General features: G+C 65.4%; 17 protein-coding genes. 5 read left to right on the top strand and 12 right to left on the bottom strand.

Annotated elements, in window-relative coordinates; translation table 11 throughout:
- The first annotated feature begins 1 nt into the window (after position 1).
- The 5 genes from AC1RT8_RS19300 (at position 2) to AC1RT8_RS19280 (ending at position 5,149) form a co-directional block, all read left to right on the top strand.
- Positions 2–1,414: an MBOAT family O-acyltransferase gene (locus tag AC1RT8_RS19300; RefSeq protein WP_493077536.1), complete on the top strand. Its 1,413-nt coding sequence runs from the start codon at positions 2–4 to the stop codon at positions 1,412–1,414.
- Positions 1,415–1,423: 9 nt separating this feature from the next.
- Entirely contained in the window at positions 1,424–1,735 is a 312-nt protein-coding gene (locus tag AC1RT8_RS19295) for a hypothetical protein (protein ID WP_493077535.1), read from the top strand.
- 149 nt (positions 1,736–1,884) lie between these two features.
- Positions 1,885–3,591, top strand: coding sequence for a toll/interleukin-1 receptor domain-containing protein (locus AC1RT8_RS19290; protein ID WP_493077534.1), 1,707 nt, complete (start codon positions 1,885–1,887; stop codon positions 3,589–3,591).
- A gap of 17 nt (positions 3,592–3,608) precedes the next feature.
- Positions 3,609–4,229, top strand: a complete 621-nt coding sequence (locus AC1RT8_RS19285; RefSeq protein WP_493077532.1) for a hypothetical protein — start codon at positions 3,609–3,611, stop codon at positions 4,227–4,229.
- Between the two features lie 203 nt (positions 4,230–4,432).
- Positions 4,433–5,149, top strand: a complete 717-nt coding sequence (locus tag AC1RT8_RS19280) for a hypothetical protein (RefSeq protein WP_493077531.1) — start codon at positions 4,433–4,435, stop codon at positions 5,147–5,149.
- Here the strand turns inward: AC1RT8_RS19280 and AC1RT8_RS19275 are convergent.
- The 12 genes from AC1RT8_RS19275 to AC1RT8_RS19220 form a co-directional block, all read right to left on the bottom strand.
- Positions 5,146–6,102 carry a PDZ domain-containing protein gene (locus AC1RT8_RS19275; RefSeq protein ID WP_493077529.1) on the bottom strand — a complete coding sequence of 319 codons (957 nt, stop codon included), beginning with the start codon at positions 6,100–6,102 and terminating at the stop codon, positions 5,146–5,148. The genes AC1RT8_RS19280 and AC1RT8_RS19275 overlap by 4 nt on opposite strands.
- Positions 6,099–7,265, bottom strand: a complete 1,167-nt coding sequence (locus AC1RT8_RS19270) for a glycosyltransferase family 4 protein (protein WP_493077527.1) — start codon at positions 7,263–7,265, stop codon at positions 6,099–6,101. The genes AC1RT8_RS19275 and AC1RT8_RS19270 overlap by 4 nt, the downstream gene beginning before the upstream one ends.
- Position 7,266: 1 nt before the next feature.
- Positions 7,267–8,448 carry a hypothetical protein gene (locus AC1RT8_RS19265; RefSeq protein ID WP_493077526.1) on the bottom strand — a complete coding sequence of 394 codons (1,182 nt, stop codon included), beginning with the start codon at positions 8,446–8,448 and terminating at the stop codon, positions 7,267–7,269.
- A complete protein-coding gene (locus AC1RT8_RS19260; protein WP_493077525.1) occupies positions 8,445–9,194 on the bottom strand; it encodes a WecB/TagA/CpsF family glycosyltransferase in 750 nt (249 codons plus the stop codon). Before AC1RT8_RS19260 ends, AC1RT8_RS19265 begins: the two co-directional genes overlap by 4 nt.
- Positions 9,191–10,456: a hypothetical protein gene (locus tag AC1RT8_RS19255; protein ID WP_493077523.1), complete on the bottom strand. Its 1,266-nt coding sequence runs from the start codon at positions 10,454–10,456 to the stop codon at positions 9,191–9,193. The genes AC1RT8_RS19260 and AC1RT8_RS19255 overlap by 4 nt, the downstream gene beginning before the upstream one ends.
- Positions 10,453–11,343 (bottom strand): O-fucosyltransferase family protein, encoded by an 891-nt coding sequence (locus tag AC1RT8_RS19250; protein ID WP_493077522.1) that lies wholly within the window; start codon positions 11,341–11,343, stop codon positions 10,453–10,455. Before AC1RT8_RS19250 ends, AC1RT8_RS19255 begins: the two co-directional genes overlap by 4 nt.
- Positions 11,340–12,461 carry a glycosyltransferase family 4 protein gene (locus tag AC1RT8_RS19245; RefSeq protein ID WP_493077520.1) on the bottom strand — a complete coding sequence of 374 codons (1,122 nt, stop codon included), beginning with the start codon at positions 12,459–12,461 and terminating at the stop codon, positions 11,340–11,342. The genes AC1RT8_RS19250 and AC1RT8_RS19245 overlap by 4 nt, the downstream gene beginning before the upstream one ends.
- 49 nt (positions 12,462–12,510) lie before the next feature.
- Positions 12,511–13,734, bottom strand: coding sequence for a hypothetical protein (locus AC1RT8_RS19240; RefSeq protein WP_493077518.1), 1,224 nt, complete (start codon positions 13,732–13,734; stop codon positions 12,511–12,513).
- A gap of 1 nt (position 13,735) precedes the next feature.
- Entirely contained in the window at positions 13,736–15,940 is a 2,205-nt protein-coding gene (locus tag AC1RT8_RS19235) for a GumC family protein (RefSeq protein WP_493077517.1), read from the bottom strand.
- Positions 15,941–15,985: 45 nt separating this feature from the next.
- Positions 15,986–16,678, bottom strand: coding sequence for a polysaccharide biosynthesis/export family protein (locus tag AC1RT8_RS19230; protein WP_493077516.1), 693 nt, complete (start codon positions 16,676–16,678; stop codon positions 15,986–15,988).
- Positions 16,675–18,099: an O-antigen ligase family protein gene (locus AC1RT8_RS19225; protein WP_493077701.1), complete on the bottom strand. Its 1,425-nt coding sequence runs from the start codon at positions 18,097–18,099 to the stop codon at positions 16,675–16,677. Before AC1RT8_RS19225 ends, AC1RT8_RS19230 begins: the two co-directional genes overlap by 4 nt.
- A gap of 97 nt (positions 18,100–18,196) precedes the next feature.
- Entirely contained in the window at positions 18,197–18,454 is a 258-nt protein-coding gene (locus AC1RT8_RS19220; protein ID WP_493077515.1) for a hypothetical protein, read from the bottom strand.
- Between the last annotated feature and the right edge of the window lie 141 nt (positions 18,455–18,595).

Genomic DNA, 18,595 nt, shown 5'->3' with positions numbered 1-18,595 from the left:
CATGCTGTTTCCGACGCTCACCTTCGGCGTTTTCTTCCTCCTCGTCTTCACCCTGGTCTGGTCGGTGCGCTCCAACGAGTGGCGCAAGATCCTGCTGCTCGTGGCGAGCTGGGTCTTTTACGGCGCATGGGACTGGCGGTTCGTGCCGCTGCTGATCTTCTCGGCGCTGATGAACTGGGCGGTCGCGGCCGGGCTGGCGAGCGATCGTTTCGCCGATCGGCGCAAGCTGCTCCTGCTCTGCGGCGTCGCGGCCAATCTGATCATCCTCGGCTTCTTCAAATATTTCGACTTCTTCACCGAACAAGTCGGCGCCACGCTCGCCGCGATCGGCTTCGAGCGCGACTTGCCGATGCTGCGCGTGATCCTGCCGATCGGCATCTCCTTCTTCACCTTCCAGGGCATCAGCTATGTCGTCGATGTCTATCGCCGGCGCGTCCAACCAGCGGCGCTGCTCGACATATTGCTGCTGATGTCCTTCTTCCCGCATCTCGTCGCCGGGCCGATCGTCCGCGCGGCCGATCTCGTGCCGCAGTTCCAGTCACGGCCGAAGCTCGATCGCTCGATGGTTTCGATGGCATTGCTGCTGATCGTGTGGGGCCTGTTCAAGAAGACGGTGATCGCCTCGGAGCTCGCTGTCGGCTTCGTCGATCCGGTGTTCGCCGATCCCGCCTCGCACTCGGCGCTGGACCTGGTTTTCGCGGCCTATGGCTATGCGGTGCAGATCTATTGCGACTTCTCCGCCTATACCGACATGGCGATCGGGCTCGCGGCGCTGCTCGGCTATCGTTTCCCGCGCAATTTTGACCAGCCCTATCGCGCGACGTCGCTGCAGGACTTCTGGCGGCGCTGGCACATCACCCTGTCGCAATGGCTGCGCGACTATCTCTATATCGAAGCGCTGGGCGGCAGCCGTGGCGGAAAGATCGCCACCTATCGCAACCTGATGCTGACGATGCTGCTCGGCGGCCTTTGGCATGGCGCGAGCTGGACCTTCGTCATCTGGGGCGGGCTGCATGGTGGCGCGCTTGCGGTGGAGCGCTTCTGGGCCGACCACGCGCCGAAGCACTGGCCACCGCTCCCGGTCTGGGCGAAGCTGCTGCTCACCTTCCATGTCGTTCTGCTCGGCTGGATCTTCTTCCGAGCGGCGAGTTTCGCCGATGCGATGGTGTATCTTGGCGGGATGCTCGACCCGTTCGGCAGCCCGGCCGGCTTCACCGCCTCGCCGTTGATCGTGCTGTTGATAGGCCTCGGCCTGGCAATCCATGCCGTACCGACACGGTGGATGGGCGGCATGGCCATCCGTATCCGCACCATGCCTGCACCGCTGGTCGGTGTCGGCCTGGCCGCGCTGATCCTCGTCATCGACGCGATGCGTTTCGAGGGCGTCGCGCCGTTCATCTATTACCGCTTCTAGGTGCAGAACATGTCCAGGACGCAGCAATTCCCCGTCGACCTGCCCGGCCCGGCCGGGCAAGAAAATGCCCTGCGTTGGACGGCGATCGCCATCGGCGTGGCGGCTCTGTCGCTGGCGCTGACCAATGCCAATGCGATGACGAGCTGGGGTGCCGAACAGACGCCCGGGCCGCGCGTCGCGCAGTTGCTCGATCGGGCGGATCGCTGGCGCGAAACCACCGACCGCGTCGGCCTGGGGGCGCTTCGCGCGACGATGCATCGGATTTGGAAGAAAATCGAAGAGGCGCACTGGTCGCAGGAAGATGGGGTCGGAGCGGCATAGCGACCGTAATGGGCTGATTTCCCGGATTTTCTGGCGCAATGCCCATCGCCCGATGCTCCGATCGATTAAACCGAATCGGGGCTATTTTCCCTTGGCGGCCCCGGCAGTCGGCGCATGCTCCCTGACGGGGACTATGTGGGGGGCATCTTATGGACTCGGTCAGGCCGTTTCGGGCTTTCGTGAGCTATTGCCATGCCGACACGGCCTTTGCCGCGCGACTCCAGAGAAGACTCGAAGCCTATCGGCTTCCCCGAAGACTGGCGGATCGGGTCGCTCCGTTGCCGGGACAAGGGCAGGGGCGGATCGGGCCGATCTTTCGCGATCGCGACGATTTATCCGCCGCGGAGGACTTGTCAGCGGCGGTGCGTGAGGCGATCGCGGCGTCGTCGGCCCTGATCGTGGTCGCATCGCCCGACGCGGTGGGTTCGCATTGGGTCACGCGCGAGATCGAGTTGTTCCGAGAGCTTCATCCAAGGGCTCCGATTCTGGTCGCTCTGGCGGGCGGGGAGCCCAGCGCTGCGATGCCCGAAGCGTTGGTCGTGGGTGGCATCGAGCCTCTTGCCGCGGACTTCCGTCCGAACGGAGACGGAGAGCGTCTCGCCTTTCTGAAGATCGTGGCCGGCCTGGCCGGCGTGCCGCTCGACGCGCTGGTCCAGCGCGATGCGCAGCGAAGGTTGCGGCGCGTGATGGCGATCACGCTCGGCGCGGTAGCCATCACGTTAATGATGATCGCAATCACCGCATTCGCCCTGGTGTCGCGGGCACAGGCGGTGAGCGAGCGCAACCAGGCGGAAGGGCTGATCGAGTTCATGTTGACGGATCTGCGAGAGAAGCTCCGTGGTGTCGGCAGGCTCGATGTGATGGAGCAGACCAACCGGCGCGCGATGACTTATTATGCGTCGCAGGGCGATCTCTCGCGTCTGCCGCCGGACAGCTTGATGCGTCGGTCGCGCATTCTCCTTGCGATGGGCGAGGACGACGACGATGCCGGGCGCCATCAGGTCGCATTCGTCAAGTTTGGCGAGGCGCACCGCACCACCGCGATGCTGCTAGCCCAAAGCCCTCATGATGTCAGCCGCATCTATGCGCATGCGCAAAGCGAATATTGGGTCGGTTATGCGGCGCTGAATGCCGGCGACGCGGCTGCGGCGCGTCGGCATTTCGAGCGATATGCCGACCTGGCACGTCAGTTGATCGTTGCCGACCCGCGCAAGAAGGATTGGCAAATGGAAGGGGGCTATGCGGAGAGCAACCTTGGGACACTCGCCTTCAGGACGGAGAAAAGATTCGATCTCGCTCGATCGGCCTTCGCGCGCTCGATCGATTATTTCGAAAGCGCAATGGAGCTTGCTCCGGATGATGCGGGCGTGTTGCGCGCGCTTGCGGACGCGCATGGCTGGCTGGCGGATTCCGTGCGGGATCTCGGCCATACGGATCAGGCCTATGCCGAGCGATTGAAGGAACGGGTATTGCTCGAACGGCTTGCTGCGGCGGATCCGAAAAATGCCAAGCTCCAGCGGGACTTGGTCGGATCATCGGTTGGGCTGGCTCGACTGGACGTCGTACTTGGTCGTCGGACATCGGCCGTTGAACGCCTGAGGGGCGCAAGGGCTGCAATAGGCATTCTCGCGCTACGCGATCCGGAAAATCAGGCGGTCGCACGGCAGTTGGCATCCGTGACGATCCGCCTTTCCAGCCTTTTCGACCGTGGATCGGCGGGGGTGCCAGGGGACCGGGCAATCACGGTTTCCGCGCTTCGATATTGTGCCGATCCTGGTGTGACGTCGGCCAGGGGCGACCAGAAACGGCTCTGCGATGACCTTCGCAGTCGTGAGTCCAGCGTATCAATTCACTGATAAGGAAGGAAATCGTCATGCCCGATATCGACATCATCCCCCGCGCAGTCTCGGCGAAGGATACCGACCTCATGACGCGGATCATGTTCTTCCCCGATCCCGTGCCGCTGACGAAATGGCCGGGATCGGATTCGTTCGACATCGTGTTCGTCGTGCGCATCATCGACTGCAATCCCAAATCGTTCAACATCCAGGTGCGGCGGCTCGACCTGCCGTTGCCGATCAGGCAGGGCGATCTGGCTCAGGCCCATATCCTTGCCGCGTCGACCGCTCCCCATGTGCCCGGCGGCACCCTCGGCTATGATCTCAACCTGAAGCTCAATAGCTCGAACGACGCCCTGGTGATCTTCGAGATGTTCGACAAACAGGCGGAGTTCCTCGTGGTGAAGACCGGTCCGCACGAGTTCGCGAATGGTGTGGTGAAGGCGGACGGCGATGCCGACCTCATCTATCAGGCCGAATGGGTCACGGGTTTCGAGAACAGCCATATGGCTGTCAGCGTGATCCTGCAGGGCGTGCCCAAGGGCGGCCCCGGCATGGTCCAGCAATATGGTCTCGGCGTTCGCATGAAAAACAGCGGCAACGGTTATACCGACGTCAATATTGATCCCAAGGTGGAGAATGACGGAGACGACTGACAACAAAAAGGTTTGCGGCTGGCGCGACCAAAGCGTCGTGCTGGCCGCCCGATAAGAGTGGGTTGGCGTCCCGGAAAGCATCATCGCGGCTGGCCGTATCCATGACCCTCCATTGCGAAACCGCTGAACGCTCGTGACGCATTGATTTGGTGCCCCGGAAGCTTGACACTGGCTCGTGCTCGCTGGGTAGGGACAGATGGCTGATGAGCGAGATCAGGCGCTTCGGCGTTTTGCTGAAACGGCCGGTACGGTCGCTTCGCTTCGCGCGCGCGACTGGCGATGCGGAGCGGACGCCGCCCATCCTGTGTGCGAGCATCGGTCGCGTCGGCTCGAGCCTGTTATGGGACGCGCTGATCCGTAGCCGCGCGCGTGCCTTGCTGGGGGATTATCACCCGACCGACTGGCGCCGCGTAAGCGCGATGCGTTGGGACTTGAAGGGCGCGCGGCTCGCGTCGGGCCGGATCTACAAGACGCATGATTTTCCGTACGAACTCGCGCTCGATCAGCCGATGCGCATCCTGTTCCTGTTCGGCCGTCCGTCCGACGTCGTGCTGTCGGTGCTGCGCTGTCGGGTGACCGAGGGCGAGGCGTGGATTGCCGAGCATCTGCGGCATATGCACAGCCGCGCGGGATTGGACGCGATCCTCGAGTGCGACGTGCTGCGCCTCGAAGAGCAGATCGACGCCTGGCTGGCGCTGCGCGGCGCCGATATGCTGAGCCTGAAATATGACGCGCTGTGGGACCGGCGTGCCATGCTCGGCGACTTTGTAGGGTTCGATGTGACGCTACCCGGACGGGTCGAGCGTTCCGCCACGGATCTTGATCCCGATCTTGTCGGGCGGATACGCGAAGCCTATGCGACGCTTGATGCGAAGGTTGCGGCGCTGCCCGATCATCAACTGATCCGTGAGGGAATCTAACCCCGGCACGGCGCGGGGTCGGCGCGAAACGCGGCGATCGCCTGGCGGATCGCATCGAGCCGCTGACGCGCGGCGGGATGATCCGGCGCGCGCAACAGCGCATCAGCGAGCGGATCGCGCCACAATCGCTCGCGGAATGCCAGCGCGTCATCGAGCGAATAGCCGGCACAACCGATGATCGGTACGCTCAGCCGATCCGCTTCCAGCTCCGCCTCGCGGCTCAGCCTGGCGCTGCGTCCGAAATATCGGCCGAAACCGCGATGCATGCCGAGCCGGGCGAGCCGCTGGCGATGGGCGAGGATATTGTGCGCCAACTCGTGCGCCAGCACGATGGCGAGCGCGGCATCATCGGTGGCGCGCTCGACATAGCGACTGGTGATCTCGACATCATGTCCGTCAGCCTCCGCAGCGAGACGGGATGACGGGCGCACCCAGAAGTGCGTGACGCAGCCTTGCTCGGGCACGAAGACGATCCGCCGATGCGCGCCACCGCGCCGAATGGCAAAGTCGAGTGTTGTCGCCGTGCTGTGCTCGATCGCCCGCGTGATCAGTTCGACCCGCGCGGTCGGGACCAACCCGGTTACCGGCGACGGTACCTCGCGGCCATCGACCGCGAGAATCGCGTCACCCACGCGCAGGCCCGCAGCTTCCGCCGGGCTGTCGCGCGCGACGGCTAGCACCGCCAGCGAGTCGTCGAGCCCAAACGTCCGTCGCGCATCGTCTCGGCTCTCTGGCCCATATTCCTCGCTGCCGTGCAGGACGACACCCGAGAGCATCATCCGTTCGCGACAAAAGGGCGTTGCGGCAAGGGTCAGCCGGTAACCGATATCGGCAACGCGCTGATCGAGGCGCTGCAGCGTCAACAGGTCGTTGGTGGCCGATGGAACCTTGTCGGTGGCGCTGGCTGCGGTTGCCACCAGAGCGAGCAGCAGGTGGAGCGGGGATCGGCTCAACGCCGCGTCGCCTCGGCGAGGGCCTCGGCATAGATCGCTTCCAGCATTGCAGCGTTGGTCGAGGGATCGTAGCATTTGTCGGCGCGGTCGCGAGCGGTTTCGCCCATCTGCTTAGTGGTGTTGGGATCGGCCAGCATCGCCTCGATCGTCCTTGCCAACGCCGCTGGATCGCCCGGGGGGAACAGGCGACCGGTCACACCATCCTCGATCAGTTCCGCCAGCGAGCCGATGCGCGACGCGACGACCGGAGTCGCACGGGCGAACGCCTCGAGCAAGGTCATCGGGAAACCTTCGAACAACAGCGACGGAATCGCCAGCAGCGCGGCGCGCGCGATGCGGTCGCGGGTGACCTGGGCCGGCAAGGCGCCAGTGAAAGTGACATTAGTCGGCGCCGCGGCGCGCCAACGGCCATCCTCGGTACCGCCGATGACCGTGAAGCGATGGTGCGGCAGGAGGCGCGCCGCATTCAGTAGCGTATCGACGCCTTTTTCCCGGACAAGGCGCCCGACAAACAAGATGCCGTCACGCGTGATCGGGAGGTCGGCCCGGGCCACCGATTCGACGAAGTTCGGTTTGATGACGAGCCGATCGCGCGGCAGTCCGCCCTCGATCAGTTTCGTGCGCGCGAACTCGGTCAAGGCGATCAGCCGCGTACCGGGCCGATCCCAGATGTCGCCGCGACGGATCAACTGCTGCATCGCCACGACGGCCGCCGAGCCGACGACCGAGCCGCGATAGCAGCGGTGGCGTAGCGCGGGCCAGCCGACCCGGCCGACACAGCGTTCGCACACCGCACCGTCGCGCATCAGCACGCCGTTGGCGCAGATCGCGCGATAATTGTGCAAGGTCTGGACGACTGCCGCTCCGGCCTCGCGCGCACCGTCGATCACGCTGGGCGAGAGCAGCGGAAAGAAGTTGTGGACATGGACGATGTGGGCGCCGGCACGTTCGACCAGATGTCGCGCCCAAGTGCGTCGAGCCGGACGATAGGGTGTGCCGAAGGCGGCGCGTGCCTTGGCGATCGGCCCGGCGATCGCGGTATTGTCGACCTCGATCAGCGTCACTGCATGGCCGCGCGCCCGCAACAGCGCGACTTCGGCTGCGACCACGACATCTTCGCCTCCCGGTGTCTGGTACCGGTTGTGGAGCACGATGATGCGCATTCTATCCGTCGCCGGCGCGGCGAGAGGAGATCATGTGCGTGGAGATCAGCGCGAACACAGCGAGGCAGTTGAACGAGATGAGAAAGAAATTCTCCGCCGTCATGGCGATGGACATGAACAACAGCACGGCGACTGCCGCGTTGCCGCTGCGGCCGAGGCGGACGAGCATGACGAGCAGGACGACCAGCCCGACCAGGCCAAAATCGTAGAGCCAGCTGAGATATTCGTCATGCGCCAACAACGGCCCCACGGGCAGCGTGCGAGCCGTGGTGACCAATGTCTCGACCGCGCCGGCACCATGTCCGAGCAATTGCTCGCGCAAACTGCTGCGCGCGTAATCATGGATGATCAGATCATAGATCGCTGCTCGGCCGACGCTGATATAGGCGGCGTCATAATCACGCACGAAATTCGTCGCGATGAAGCTGAACAGGTCGCTAAGGTAAAAGGCGAGCAATGCCATCGTCGCCATCGTGCCGAGCAGGATGCGTCGCAACACCGGCACTGCCCGATCGCGCCATAGCCATTGCACGGGGAGCAGGAGCATCGTGACGACAAGCGCGGCGCCCATCGCGTTGCGCTTGAAGAAGAACGCGCAGGCGATGCCAGCGAGTGCCGCCAGCCCAAGGCGCGAAAAGGCCACCAGCCATACTGCGAACGCGCCGAACGTGACGCTCAGGATCGATTCATAAGGCGAGTCGGTCGACAGGAGGCCGCCCGCCTCAACGTCGCCGGTCTGGGTGGTGAAGATCAGCGCCACGACGGCCAGCGCGGCGAGGAACGCAAGCAGCTGTCGCCCGGTGGCGTAGAAGCGAAAGATTCCCGGAGCCATGCACACCAGTGGCAGGCCGATTTTGCGCAGTGCGAAGGCGTCGTTGTTCTGGTTGAGCAGCACGCTTAACACACCGATGGCGCCATAGACCACCATGAACATCACCACGTGTCGGTTGATCTCCGGCAGGCGGCCCGCGATCAAAATAGTGATCGCCGCCATTGCCGCGGTCGCGACCGCCGGCAAGATCGGCGCATAGATGCGATTGTCATTCGCGATCATCACGAAGAAGATGATGACGGAAACCAGATAGGGCGCGCCGAACACCCAGAAATTGAGCAACGGCCGCCCGATCCCGGAGGTGACGGGTGACGGCGCCGCGATCGGCTCCATGACAGTCAGCGCGTTCATTTCCTCCGCTCGGTCAGGATCAGCCAGACGAAGCGCGGCGCCAATACGAGATAGCGACGCCACAGTCGGCGCGGTTCTGAAATCAGCCGGTGCAGCCATTCAAGCGTCGCGCGCTGCATCCAGCGTGGCGCACGCCTGACCTCGCCGGTGATGAAATCGAATGCCGCGCCGACTCCGATCAGCGTCATGCCGGGAAGCGCCTGGTGATAGCGGTGCATCCAGCGTTCCTGTTTTGGCGTGCTCAGGCCGACCCAGACCACATCGGCGCGGGCAGCGACGATTGCGGCGAGCGCTTGCGCCATGGCCGCCTCGTCGATCTCGCCGAACGGTGGCGAGGTGTAGCCAGCCACGACGATGCCGGGAAAGCGACGGGTCAATGTGGCGGCCATTTTCTCGGCAACACCTGGTTTGCCGCCATAGAAATAATGCCGCAATGCGGTGCCGCGCCCGGCATCGGCCAGAGCCTCGACCAGATCGGCGCCGGCGACACGGCCCGTCGCGCGATGGCCACGCAGACGGGCAATATGAACCAGCGGCAAACCGTCGGGCAGGTTCATTGCCGAGTCGCGATGAATTTCGAGGAACTCGGGGTCGTGCCGCGCCAGCATGAGGCCATGCACGTCACGCAGGCAGACGTAACCGCCACGTCGTGCCGCCGCGCGTTGCAGCAGATGGGCCGTCGCGCCCGCGAGATCGGTGACGGCGATCGGCGTGCCGAGAATGTCGGTGCTCGTCTGCGCTGTCACGCCGGGCGTCCGGCAAGCGTATGACGCGCACTTCGCGACAAGGCGGCGACGATCAGGATCGTCGTCACTGCGGCGAACACGCCGAAACTTTGCACCGGCGGCAAAAAACGCGTCGCGACCAGCCAGGCGAACCCGGCGGCCAGCACCGCCGCGATGACCCGGTGCGCGAGCCAGACTCCGTCGAGCACGAGATAGGCGATCGCCGCGAAGCAGCGGTAGAAGGTGATCGCGCCGAACAGCGCGAATAACGGCATGAGCAGCCAGCCACCGGCCGGTGGGGAGAGATGCAGCCAGTGTTGCGCGTAGAATGGCCCGATGACGCTCAACCCGCCGGCAATGCCGATCAACGCCACCGCCCCGGCCGCATAGGCCGCCTTGATCGCGTCACGCTGGCGGCGGTCGCCAGCGTCGGCCCATTTCAACCGGACGAAGCCGCCGAGCGGCATCAGGACCATCATCAACGGTGTCAGGCACATCTGGAACAGCCGGTTCTGAGTGGCGAACCACGCGGTGACCGATGCGGTGGAGGTTGCCTGGAGGTAGATCACCACGACGCTGAGCGCGCCCATCAGCAGCCCCTCTGCCGCGCCGAACGACGCGCCGGTACGCAACATCTTGCGGGGATCGACGGCACGTCCGCGCAGCAGATAGGACCGCGCGCGCAGCAACAACGCGCCATTGGCGATGCTCGCGACCGTCGTCGGCGCGTGGAAAACGGTCGCGGCGAGCAGCACGTGATGCCGGAAGGGCGGGGCGAGCAGCAGCAGCGCGTACCAGAAGAGCTGCAACCCGAGCCCCAGCCCGGCGGTCCAATAATGCTCGTTATAGGCCAGCCGGGCATTGTCGAACGTGCCGTTGCACGCTGCCTGAACGATCGGCAGCAGCGCCACGCAAACCAGGGCCGGGCTATTGCCGCGCCCGATCATGAAGATGACGGTCAGTATGATCAGGCCGAAGGCGAGCGAGAAATTGACGATGGCCAAGCCGAGAAAAGCCGCCGCTTCGCCCGCGCGGTCGCCGCGCGAGGCGGCGTCGCCGATCAATCGCACGCCGAGTATGCCGGTGCCGCCCATCGGAATACTGGCCAGCACGCCGACAGCGAGCGCGGCGAATAGTGCGGCATAGCGTTCCGGCCCGAGGCCCGCGATCAGCAGCGGCAGGATGAGGAAGACCATCGCCAGGCTGGAGATGCGCGTCAGCAGATTGGCGCCAAGCGACCACCCCAGCTTGCGCCGTTCCCGATCAGCGAAGAACGCGCTCATGCCGCCAGCTCCGTTAGCGTGGCGGCATCTGCGATGTGATAAACGGGAACGGCGGCATCGGCCGGGCTGTCGCGCCGTTCGGACGGGGCATGCCAGATCGCCGGCATGTTGCCGAGGAACACCGCCCAGCGCGAGAATGTCGAATGCGAGCCGACGAACAGCGTGGCGCCCGCCATCGCGAGTAGTTCGTTGACATCGTCGCTCGAACGCCCCCGACTGGCATGGCTGAGCGCGAGTAGCGGCCTCAGCTCGGCATCGCTGCCATCCGAGAAGATCCTGACCGGCAATTGCGGTCGTAACGCGTGCAGTCGCCGGATGACGGCCAGATACCAGGCGAGCGGCAGACGCGTATTGGCTGCGTGGCGCTCGTCCGGTCGACCCGTCGATGACGGATCGAAATCACCGAGCCGGACATGGACGGCGACATATTGCCCGGCGCCCCAATCGAGCGCCTGGAGCGGCGGATGGCGCATGATCTCGACCAGTCGGCGGCGCAAGCGTGCACGATGCGGGCGGAGGTCGGTAAAGCTGAAATCATCGCTGCGCAGGACGATCAATGGTCGACTGGTGGCAGGCGGCGAGCTGTCGGCGCGCGCCATGCGATGTTCGGCGCGCGGCAGTAGTGCCGCAAGCGCCGCGGCTTTGGCGACACCGGCGAGTTCGTCGGCGTGCGGGCGGAGCATCGTGTGATAGCGCCGAATTCCGCCGTCGCCGCGCAGCTTGGCGTTGAGCGCCAGCGACCGCCACGCCGGGGCGATCACGCGGCGGCTCTCGCGGTCGGCGAGCAGCACCGCGCGGCAATAGGCGAACAGGCAATTGCCCAGTCCGGCGCCGTTGATACGCAGATGGCCGAGATCGAGCGGCGCGGGAAGCGATGGGTAGATCATGACAGCCGCCCGGCATCGGCATGGGACGCGAACGCGACCATCGCGCGATAGGCCGTGGCCGACGCGTCCAACCCGCGCCGGGCCATCGCAGCCCGCCCAGCCTCCGACAGGCGATGCCACGCTGCCGGATCATCGAGCAATCGCGAGGCCGCCTGTGCCCATTGCTCCACGTCCAACGGCAACACCCGCCCGGTCACCTCGTCGATCACCAGATCGTCGGCGGCCCCCACAAAGGGTGAGACCAGGCATGGCGTGCCGCACTGCATCGCTTCGTTACACACCAGCCCCCAGGGTTCGCGCCGCGACGGCAGCAGCATCAGCCGGGCGTCGCAGAACACGGGCAGCATCTCGTCCCACGGCACCGCCTCATCGTGCTGCAAGGCGACGCCTGATTCGGTCAGCGCCGCGATCATCGCTTGCTGATCGGGTCCCGTGCCGACCACCCGGACGCGCAAACCCGGTCGCATCTGGTTGAGCCGCGTCGCGACCTCCGCGAAGAAGCTGGCGTTCTTCACCGCGTTGCTGATCTCGGCGACCCAGAGCAGGTCATGGCCTCGCGATGCCATGTCCGGCACATCGCTCGGGCCATCCCAGGCCGGCACCAGCGGCATATGAAAGATGCGTCGCTCGTCGATGCCTGCGGCGCGGAAGAATGCCGCGCCTTTGGCGCCGCAGGTCAGCACGGCACGGCATTGGCGCAGCACCAGCGGGCGGAACAGCCGATGATAGGCGCTCATCGGCATGTCGCGCACCCCGCCATCGACGCGCAGCGCAACCGGCGTGCGGGTCAGCCGGGCCCAGGCAAGGCCGAGCAGCATCGAAGGATAAAAGCCGTTCAGCACCAGCAGATCGGGTTTGAACCGTGACAGTGTGCGAAAGATGCCATGATTGAGGTACGCAAAGCGGCGCGGCCCGACCTCGACCGAATATCCGCGCAGCACCTCGTGCGGAAAGCCGCTCTCGCCGGCGAAGTGCCAGTGCCGATTGCGCTCGCTGCGTGTGCACGACACCACTGCGAAGCCGAGACCATCGGCGCTCAACCGATCGAACAGCCGCCGCGTGTACGGCGTCACCATATTGTTCAACTCGACGGCATCAATCGCACGGCATGCGCTCATCGCACCGCTCCGCGAATCGAATCCGCGCGAGGACAGGCGGGGCATTCCGTCATCCCGCTGGCCGGATCGCGACATTGTCGATCTCGATCGTCGCACCAACCGGTGTGCCGCCGCGTGCGCGGATCACGAGTTCTTGACGCGCACAGCCGGTGGGAACGTCGATTGCGGTAGCGAGGTGCAGCCGGTCGCTGCCAAGGGCCCGAAGATATGGAACCCGTTTCGTCAGGTCGAGAGCGTTTTCTGGGCAGCGGACGACGATCGCGAAACCGGCGATGTCTGGTTCGCTCTGAGCAGCGATGTCCATGGTCAACGCATAGCCTCCCGGCGCCAGCGCCAGCGTCTCGGTCGCCAGCGTTGCTGCGACCCCGGCGTCGCTTCGCGCCCGCAGCACTGCGCCCGATCCATCGGGCCCCGGCTCGACCGTTGCCAGGCCGGTCGCATCGGGGTCGATTGCCCATTCGAAGCGCGGCATGGCAGGTGCGCTACGCCGCGCGAGCGCCACCGCGAAACCGCCGTCATAGACCTGGTTGCCCGACTGGCGCCCGGCGCGTGGCGCTCTTGCATGCCATAGATCGAAGGCCGGTCCGATCTGCCCCAGTTCGAGCAGCCGCTCGACCAACGGAAAAAGCTCGCGGTCGCTGACCGGCTGGGATGTCCGGTCGATCTCGCCGATCAGCGCGATCACGCCGGGCAGTTCGGCCGCCGCGCTGCGCCGTAGATCGAGGAACATCAGTTCGCGCCAGTCCGGCTGGTCGGTGAGCCGGCCGATCAGGCTGCGTCGAAACGCGTCGTCGCCCGCCATCGCGCGGAACGCAGCAAACACCTGATCGGGTACCGTTGCACGGCGTACCAGCGCATCGGCGCGCTGCATCGCAGTGTCTTCGTCGCCACCGTACAGCGCCATCTGCATGGTCCAGAGCTGAGTCGGGTTGTCGCGCCATCCGCCCAGCGCCGCGGCGTTCATCGCGCGGAGGCCGGCTTCCTCATGGCCCAGTGCCAGTTCAGCCATGCCGACGACGCGGATCGCACGGGTCTGGATCGGCGACAGACGCAAGGCCTGACGCGCGAGCGCGAGCGCTCCGCCATAATCCTTCTCGAAATAGAGCTGTTGGGCCCGCAGCGACAGACGTTCGGCATCGGGCGCAAGACTCGCCGCTCCGGCATGATTACCGCCCAGCGACATGCCCGCCGCGACGCCGTTCGCCAGCACGAGCCACAACAGGCCTGCCGCAAGCACCGCTACCAGGCCGCGTGCGAGATTGCGCCCCGGCATGTCAGAACCGATCCGACACCAGTTGCGGGAGCCAGCGCCGCGGCCGCACGCCATATTCGTAGCTGTACCCATAATTGCCGTAACCGGCCGCGCGCGGATTGAACATCGTCAGCACGATGCCGAGCACCTTGCCGCGCGTGCTTTGCAGTCGCCCCAGCGCTGCGCGGGCGCGACCGCGGTGCGACTGGCTGGTGTCGACCAGGAAGACGACGCCATCGACCGCGCCGGCGAGCAGCGGCGCGTCGGCCAGGCCGAGCACCGGCGGGCCGTCGATCACCACCAGGTCATAGCGATCGGAAAAATGTTCGATCACGGCACGCGCCTGAGCCCGGCCATAGAGATCGGCCGGGTTGGGCGGCAGCGATCCGGCCGACAGGAAGCCGAGATTGGATACATCCAGCTCGATGACATGATCGGCCAGTTTCGCCGTGCCGTTGAGGATGTTCGAAAAGCCCGGGCCCGGTTCGACCCCGAGGAGACGCGCGAGCGAGGGCTGGCGCAGATCGCCATCGACCAGCAGGACGCGCTTGCCGACGGAGGCGAAGCTGCGCGCGATCGCGTAGGAGGTGGTGCTCTTGCCCTCACCGCTCTGGCTCGAGGTAATCAGCAGACGGCGCGGCGCGCCGCCATCGCCGGCGAATTCGAGTGCGGTGCGAAGCGAGGAATATGCCTCGGACAGATTGGAGCGCTGATTTCCCAGCACCTCGATCGGCGCTGCCGCGATGCGCGGTACGGTGCCGAGCAGCGGCAGGCCGAGCTTGCCCTCGACATCGTCGGGCGTGCGTATCGCGTCGTCGAGCGCCTCGCGCAGAAACACCAGGCCAGTTGCAGCGACGATCCCGAGCAACAGCGACAACGCCAGGTTGAGGAAAGGCTTGGGCCATGTCGGCGTCAGCGCCGGCTCGGCGGTGTCGACCATCGTGATGTTGTTGGCGGTGACATTGGCGGCGGCGCCAACCTCCTTGTAGCGCTGCAGCAGCGCATCATACATCTCGCGGTTGGTATCCACTTCGCGGCGGAGGATACCGTATTGGACGCTGCGATCCTGTTCGGCGAGCGTGTTCGACCGTAGCCCTTGCAGGTCACGTTGCACCGCTTGTTCCTGGCGCGCCGCGACTTCGTAGGTTTCGCGGATCGAGTCGCGGATCGATGCGGCGAGCCGGGCGATCTGGCCGTCGGTCTCGTCGAGCTGTGCCTTGGCCTGGCGTACCGTCGGATGGTCCGGCAGGCGGGTTTCCAGTTCCTTCTGGTAATCGGAGGCGAGCTCGGCGCGGGAGCGCATCAACTCCTGGATCGCCTGGTTGCCAAGGACCTCAGGTAGCTGCATCGGCGAGACGGTGCGGCTCCGTTCCCAGCGCTGCTGCGAACGGAGGCGCTCGGCCGTCGCCGCGGTCAGCGTGTCGTTCATCGTCACCAGGCTCGAGGTGACCAGTGAACGCGCGCGCTCGCCCGGCGCGCCAAGCGCTGGTCCGGTATCGATCAGTCCGGCCAGGCGCGCGTAGAGGATCACGGCGCGCTCCGATGCCTCAAGTTTGGTCTTGGCCTGGCCGAGCTGCCCTTCAAGAAAATCGCGCGCATAGGAGGATGCGCGGAAGCGTCGCTCAAGATTGTCGGTGATCAACGCCTCGGCATAGGCATTGGCGACACGCGCCGACAGCGCGCGATCACGACTGCGGAAGGAGATGGACACGACGCGCGAGAAATGCGGCAGGGAGAGATCCAGGTTGCTGTGCAATGTCTTGATGGCGATCTCGCGCTGCTTGCGCGCCTGTTCGGCCGGCGTGCCCTTGGCTGCGATCTTCACGCCCATCGCATCAAGGAACGCGGTGCCGCGGAAGAGCTGCAACCGGTCACCGACGCGGATCGCCAGCGACCGGCTGTCGAGGATGTCGAGCTGGGTCTGCAGGAAGCGCTCGGAGTCGGCGATGCTCGCTTCACCCGGCTGGAGTTCGTCACTCTTGAGGACTCGGGTCGATTGCTGCTCGAGCTGCAACGAGGCCGTGGCGCGAAAGATCGGCGTCACGATCGCTGTGATCAGGATCGCACCGAGCAGGAAGACGAGCAGGCAACCCAGGATCAGCCAGCGATTACGCCGCAACACCTGCTTGATCCGCTCGACGTCGATGTCGCGTTTCCCAATGCCATGTGGCTCCGGTGTGGCCGACGGGGCAACGGCGATGTCGCTTGCCTGTCCGTCCGCTGCCAAAGTGAGGTTCCTGAACATTCGATCCCGCTTGCTGCCCGATCGGGCTCAGAAGTTGTTAAAGGCGGAGAACACCCCGAGCACGGGCAAGGCGACGAGCAGATCGCGAAAAGCCCCCTTGCCGGTCGAGAAGGGCACCACGACGAGGTCGTTGCCGATGATTTGCGGGTCGGGCATCGCGCCCCGACGAATCTGATTGATGTCGAACACTGCGTACTGGCGCTGGTTGTCGATCGTCCGGAAGATCACCACCCGACCGAGCCGTGCGGTGCGATTGGGGCCCTTGGCCAAGGCGAGCGCCTGCAACAGCGTTACCTCGCCCTTCAGCTCGAACACGCCCGCCTGTATTACCGAACCCTCGACCGTGACTTTTTGCGACACGGCGGAGACGACGATGATCGAGACTTGCGGATCGCGCAGATAGCGCCGCGCCAGCCGCGTCTGGACCTCGGTCGCCAGCGCGCCCGAGCTCAGCCCAGCCGCGTGTACGCTGCCGATCAACGGCAACAGGATGTTGCCGCTCGCATCGACTTCGACATGATCGAGCGTCAGGTCCTTTTCTTGGAAAGTGTTGATGCTGAGCGTGTCGCCCGGCCCGATGCGATAATCCTGCACACTGGCTTCGGGGTTGGGGGCAGGGAAGTGGACATAGGCTTCGCGCGACGGGGAGCCGGCTGAAGTCGATGCGCAGGCCGCAAGGGCCAGCGGCAGCAGTCCGGCGACAAGAGGCTTGGATTTCATCCTCGATGCTCCGCTTCCGTGATGTGTCGCGCCCGGTCGATGCCGTCGGCATCTGCCGCTGCATCGCGCATGGCGGGGGTGGTGTGGCTGGCCGAGTTGAGCACCAGGCACAGCAGGACGAAGATAGTGGAGAGCCCTTCGGTACGCAGCGGATAGTCCACGGCCGAATGGATCAGCAGCAAGGTCAGGCCTGCAAGGGCGAACCAGCCGGCACGGCCGGAAGGTGCGCGCAGAAGGCGGCGGACTTGCAGCCCGAGCCAGACCAGGAAAGCGGCCACCAGCGCCAGCGCGGCAGCACCGCCCTCGATCAGCAATTGCAGATAATCGTCATGCGCTGCGTTGACGAGCAGCGGCGTGACGTGGCCCAGCCCCTCTACTTGTTGATAGGCCAGCGTAAAGGTGCCGAAGCCGCTCCCGTACGGCCACAGGCTCCGCGCGAGATACCATGCATCGGGCCAGATCGCATATCGGAGGTCCTGGTTCGCACTGAGCCGTTCGAACGGTTGCCCGACGAGCAGCCAGCCGATCGCGATCGTCGCGATCGCGGCCAACGCGACCAGTGGTAACCTGTGTCGTACGCGTCGCCCGGGGCGGCGCTCCGCCAACGACAGGGCGATCGCGATGACCGCGCCCGGCACGAACAGGCTCGCGCCCATACGTGATCCCGTGGCGGCGACGCCGACACCGAACAGGATCACGGCAGCGCAGGCGAGCACGAACTGGTGGCGCCTGAGCCGCTCCCGGGCCGGCGCGAGGAAATAGAGCGCGATGCCCGCCGCGAGCGCGCCGAGGCTCAGCAAATCCGCCTGATGATTGCGGTTGGAGAACAACCCGGTTGAAACCAGCTCGCGCTGGTCGCCGTAGAAATACAGGCTGCTGTCGATCCCGGCGATCAGCTGCAACCAGCCGAGTAGCAGCGACAGGGTGGCCAGCACGACGAGCAGCAGGAGCAGGCCGCGGAGCGCCGCGCGATCGAGCATCAACCCGACGACCAGCATGCCGGCGGCGGGAAGCAGCATGAAGGCGGATTGCAGAGTCGCCTGCGGGTCCTGGCTGAGCGGGTGCCATGGCCTGCCGCCAGGTCCGGCGGCGAGCATCGCGACGCCAACCGCCCGACCCGGGAGCGCCGACCACAGCGCATAAGGCAGGGGGACCAGCTGGATGACGATCAGCACAAGCGTCGCGCCGGCGATCGCCAGCATCGCGCGGGCACCGGCCGTCGCCACCAGTGTCCGCCAGTGCAGCGCGCCATAGGCGAGTGCCATCACGCTAAGCGCCTGGGGAATCACCTGCACGAAGGTAAGGAAAACGCTCTGGCCGCCGAACAACACCGCGCTCGCCAGAAGCAGTGCGGCCATCCGCGCTGCGTTGGCGCCGGCGACCTCCGTGTCGTGTTGCACGGCGCGGCTGAGCGAGCGCATCAACACCGGCTGCCTCCCGCCGCGCAGCTCGATGGAGTACAGCAAAAAGGGCGCGACGGCCTGGTCGTCGCGCCCCGATTTGGCCGAACGTCAGTGTTTAGCGGCTGGCGTTCGAATCCTGCTTCGTCGCGAGATAGACCAGCGCGCCGAGACCCACTGCCGCACCGAGCACGATCGGAATCGTTCTGCCATCCTTGTTCGTATCCTGCAGCTTCGGCGTGGCACGACTGACCTTGAGCGCCGTCTTGGTGATCGGTCGCGCTTGGGTGGCACGCACCGCTCCTGCTGCAAAAGCGATCGACGAGGAACACAGCGCCAGTGCCGCCGCGCCCAGAGTGATGATCCGTATCTTCATCCCAGACCTCCGTAAAATCGCGGTGAATATGCCTGACGACCGAGTCGAAGGCAATTACAGCCGCTGAACTGGAGTCGACATGACTCCATGTGATGCGCGCCCGATCGTTCGATCCATTGGCCCGCGAGCGGCGGACGGGCC

This window comes from Sphingomonas sp. GW821-FHT10F11 (assembly GCF_058809095.1).
This window is presented reverse-complemented; position numbering and strand designations above follow the sequence as displayed.

What these genes read in the sequence shown, in the direction of transcription:
- AC1RT8_RS19300 (WP_493077536.1), top strand. Translation starts at nt 2, where the DNA reads ATGCTGTTTCCGACGCTCACCTTCGGCGTTTTCTTCCTCCTCGTCTTC.
- AC1RT8_RS19295 (WP_493077535.1), top strand. Translation starts at nt 1,424, where the DNA reads ATGTCCAGGACGCAGCAATTCCCCGTCGACCTGCCCGGCCCGGCCGGG.
- AC1RT8_RS19290 (WP_493077534.1), top strand. Translation starts at nt 1,885, where the DNA reads ATGGACTCGGTCAGGCCGTTTCGGGCTTTCGTGAGCTATTGCCATGCC.
- AC1RT8_RS19285 (WP_493077532.1), top strand. Translation starts at nt 3,609, where the DNA reads ATGCCCGATATCGACATCATCCCCCGCGCAGTCTCGGCGAAGGATACC.
- AC1RT8_RS19280 (WP_493077531.1), top strand. Translation starts at nt 4,433, where the DNA reads ATGAGCGAGATCAGGCGCTTCGGCGTTTTGCTGAAACGGCCGGTACGG.
- AC1RT8_RS19270 (WP_493077527.1), bottom strand. Translation starts at nt 7,265, where the DNA reads ATGCGCATCATCGTGCTCCACAACCGGTACCAGACACCGGGAGGCGAA.
- AC1RT8_RS19265 (WP_493077526.1), bottom strand. Translation starts at nt 8,448, where the DNA reads ATGAACGCGCTGACTGTCATGGAGCCGATCGCGGCGCCGTCACCCGTC.
- AC1RT8_RS19255 (WP_493077523.1), bottom strand. Translation starts at nt 10,456, where the DNA reads ATGAGCGCGTTCTTCGCTGATCGGGAACGGCGCAAGCTGGGGTGGTCG.
- AC1RT8_RS19250 (WP_493077522.1), bottom strand. Translation starts at nt 11,343, where the DNA reads ATGATCTACCCATCGCTTCCCGCGCCGCTCGATCTCGGCCATCTGCGT.
- AC1RT8_RS19245 (WP_493077520.1), bottom strand. Translation starts at nt 12,461, where the DNA reads ATGAGCGCATGCCGTGCGATTGATGCCGTCGAGTTGAACAATATGGTG.
- AC1RT8_RS19240 (WP_493077518.1), bottom strand. Translation starts at nt 13,734, where the DNA reads ATGCCGGGGCGCAATCTCGCACGCGGCCTGGTAGCGGTGCTTGCGGCA.
- AC1RT8_RS19230 (WP_493077516.1), bottom strand. Translation starts at nt 16,678, where the DNA reads ATGAAATCCAAGCCTCTTGTCGCCGGACTGCTGCCGCTGGCCCTTGCG.
- AC1RT8_RS19225 (WP_493077701.1), bottom strand. Translation starts at nt 18,099, where the DNA reads ATGCGCTCGCTCAGCCGCGCCGTGCAACACGACACGGAGGTCGCCGGC.
- AC1RT8_RS19220 (WP_493077515.1), bottom strand. Translation starts at nt 18,454, where the DNA reads ATGAAGATACGGATCATCACTCTGGGCGCGGCGGCACTGGCGCTGTGT.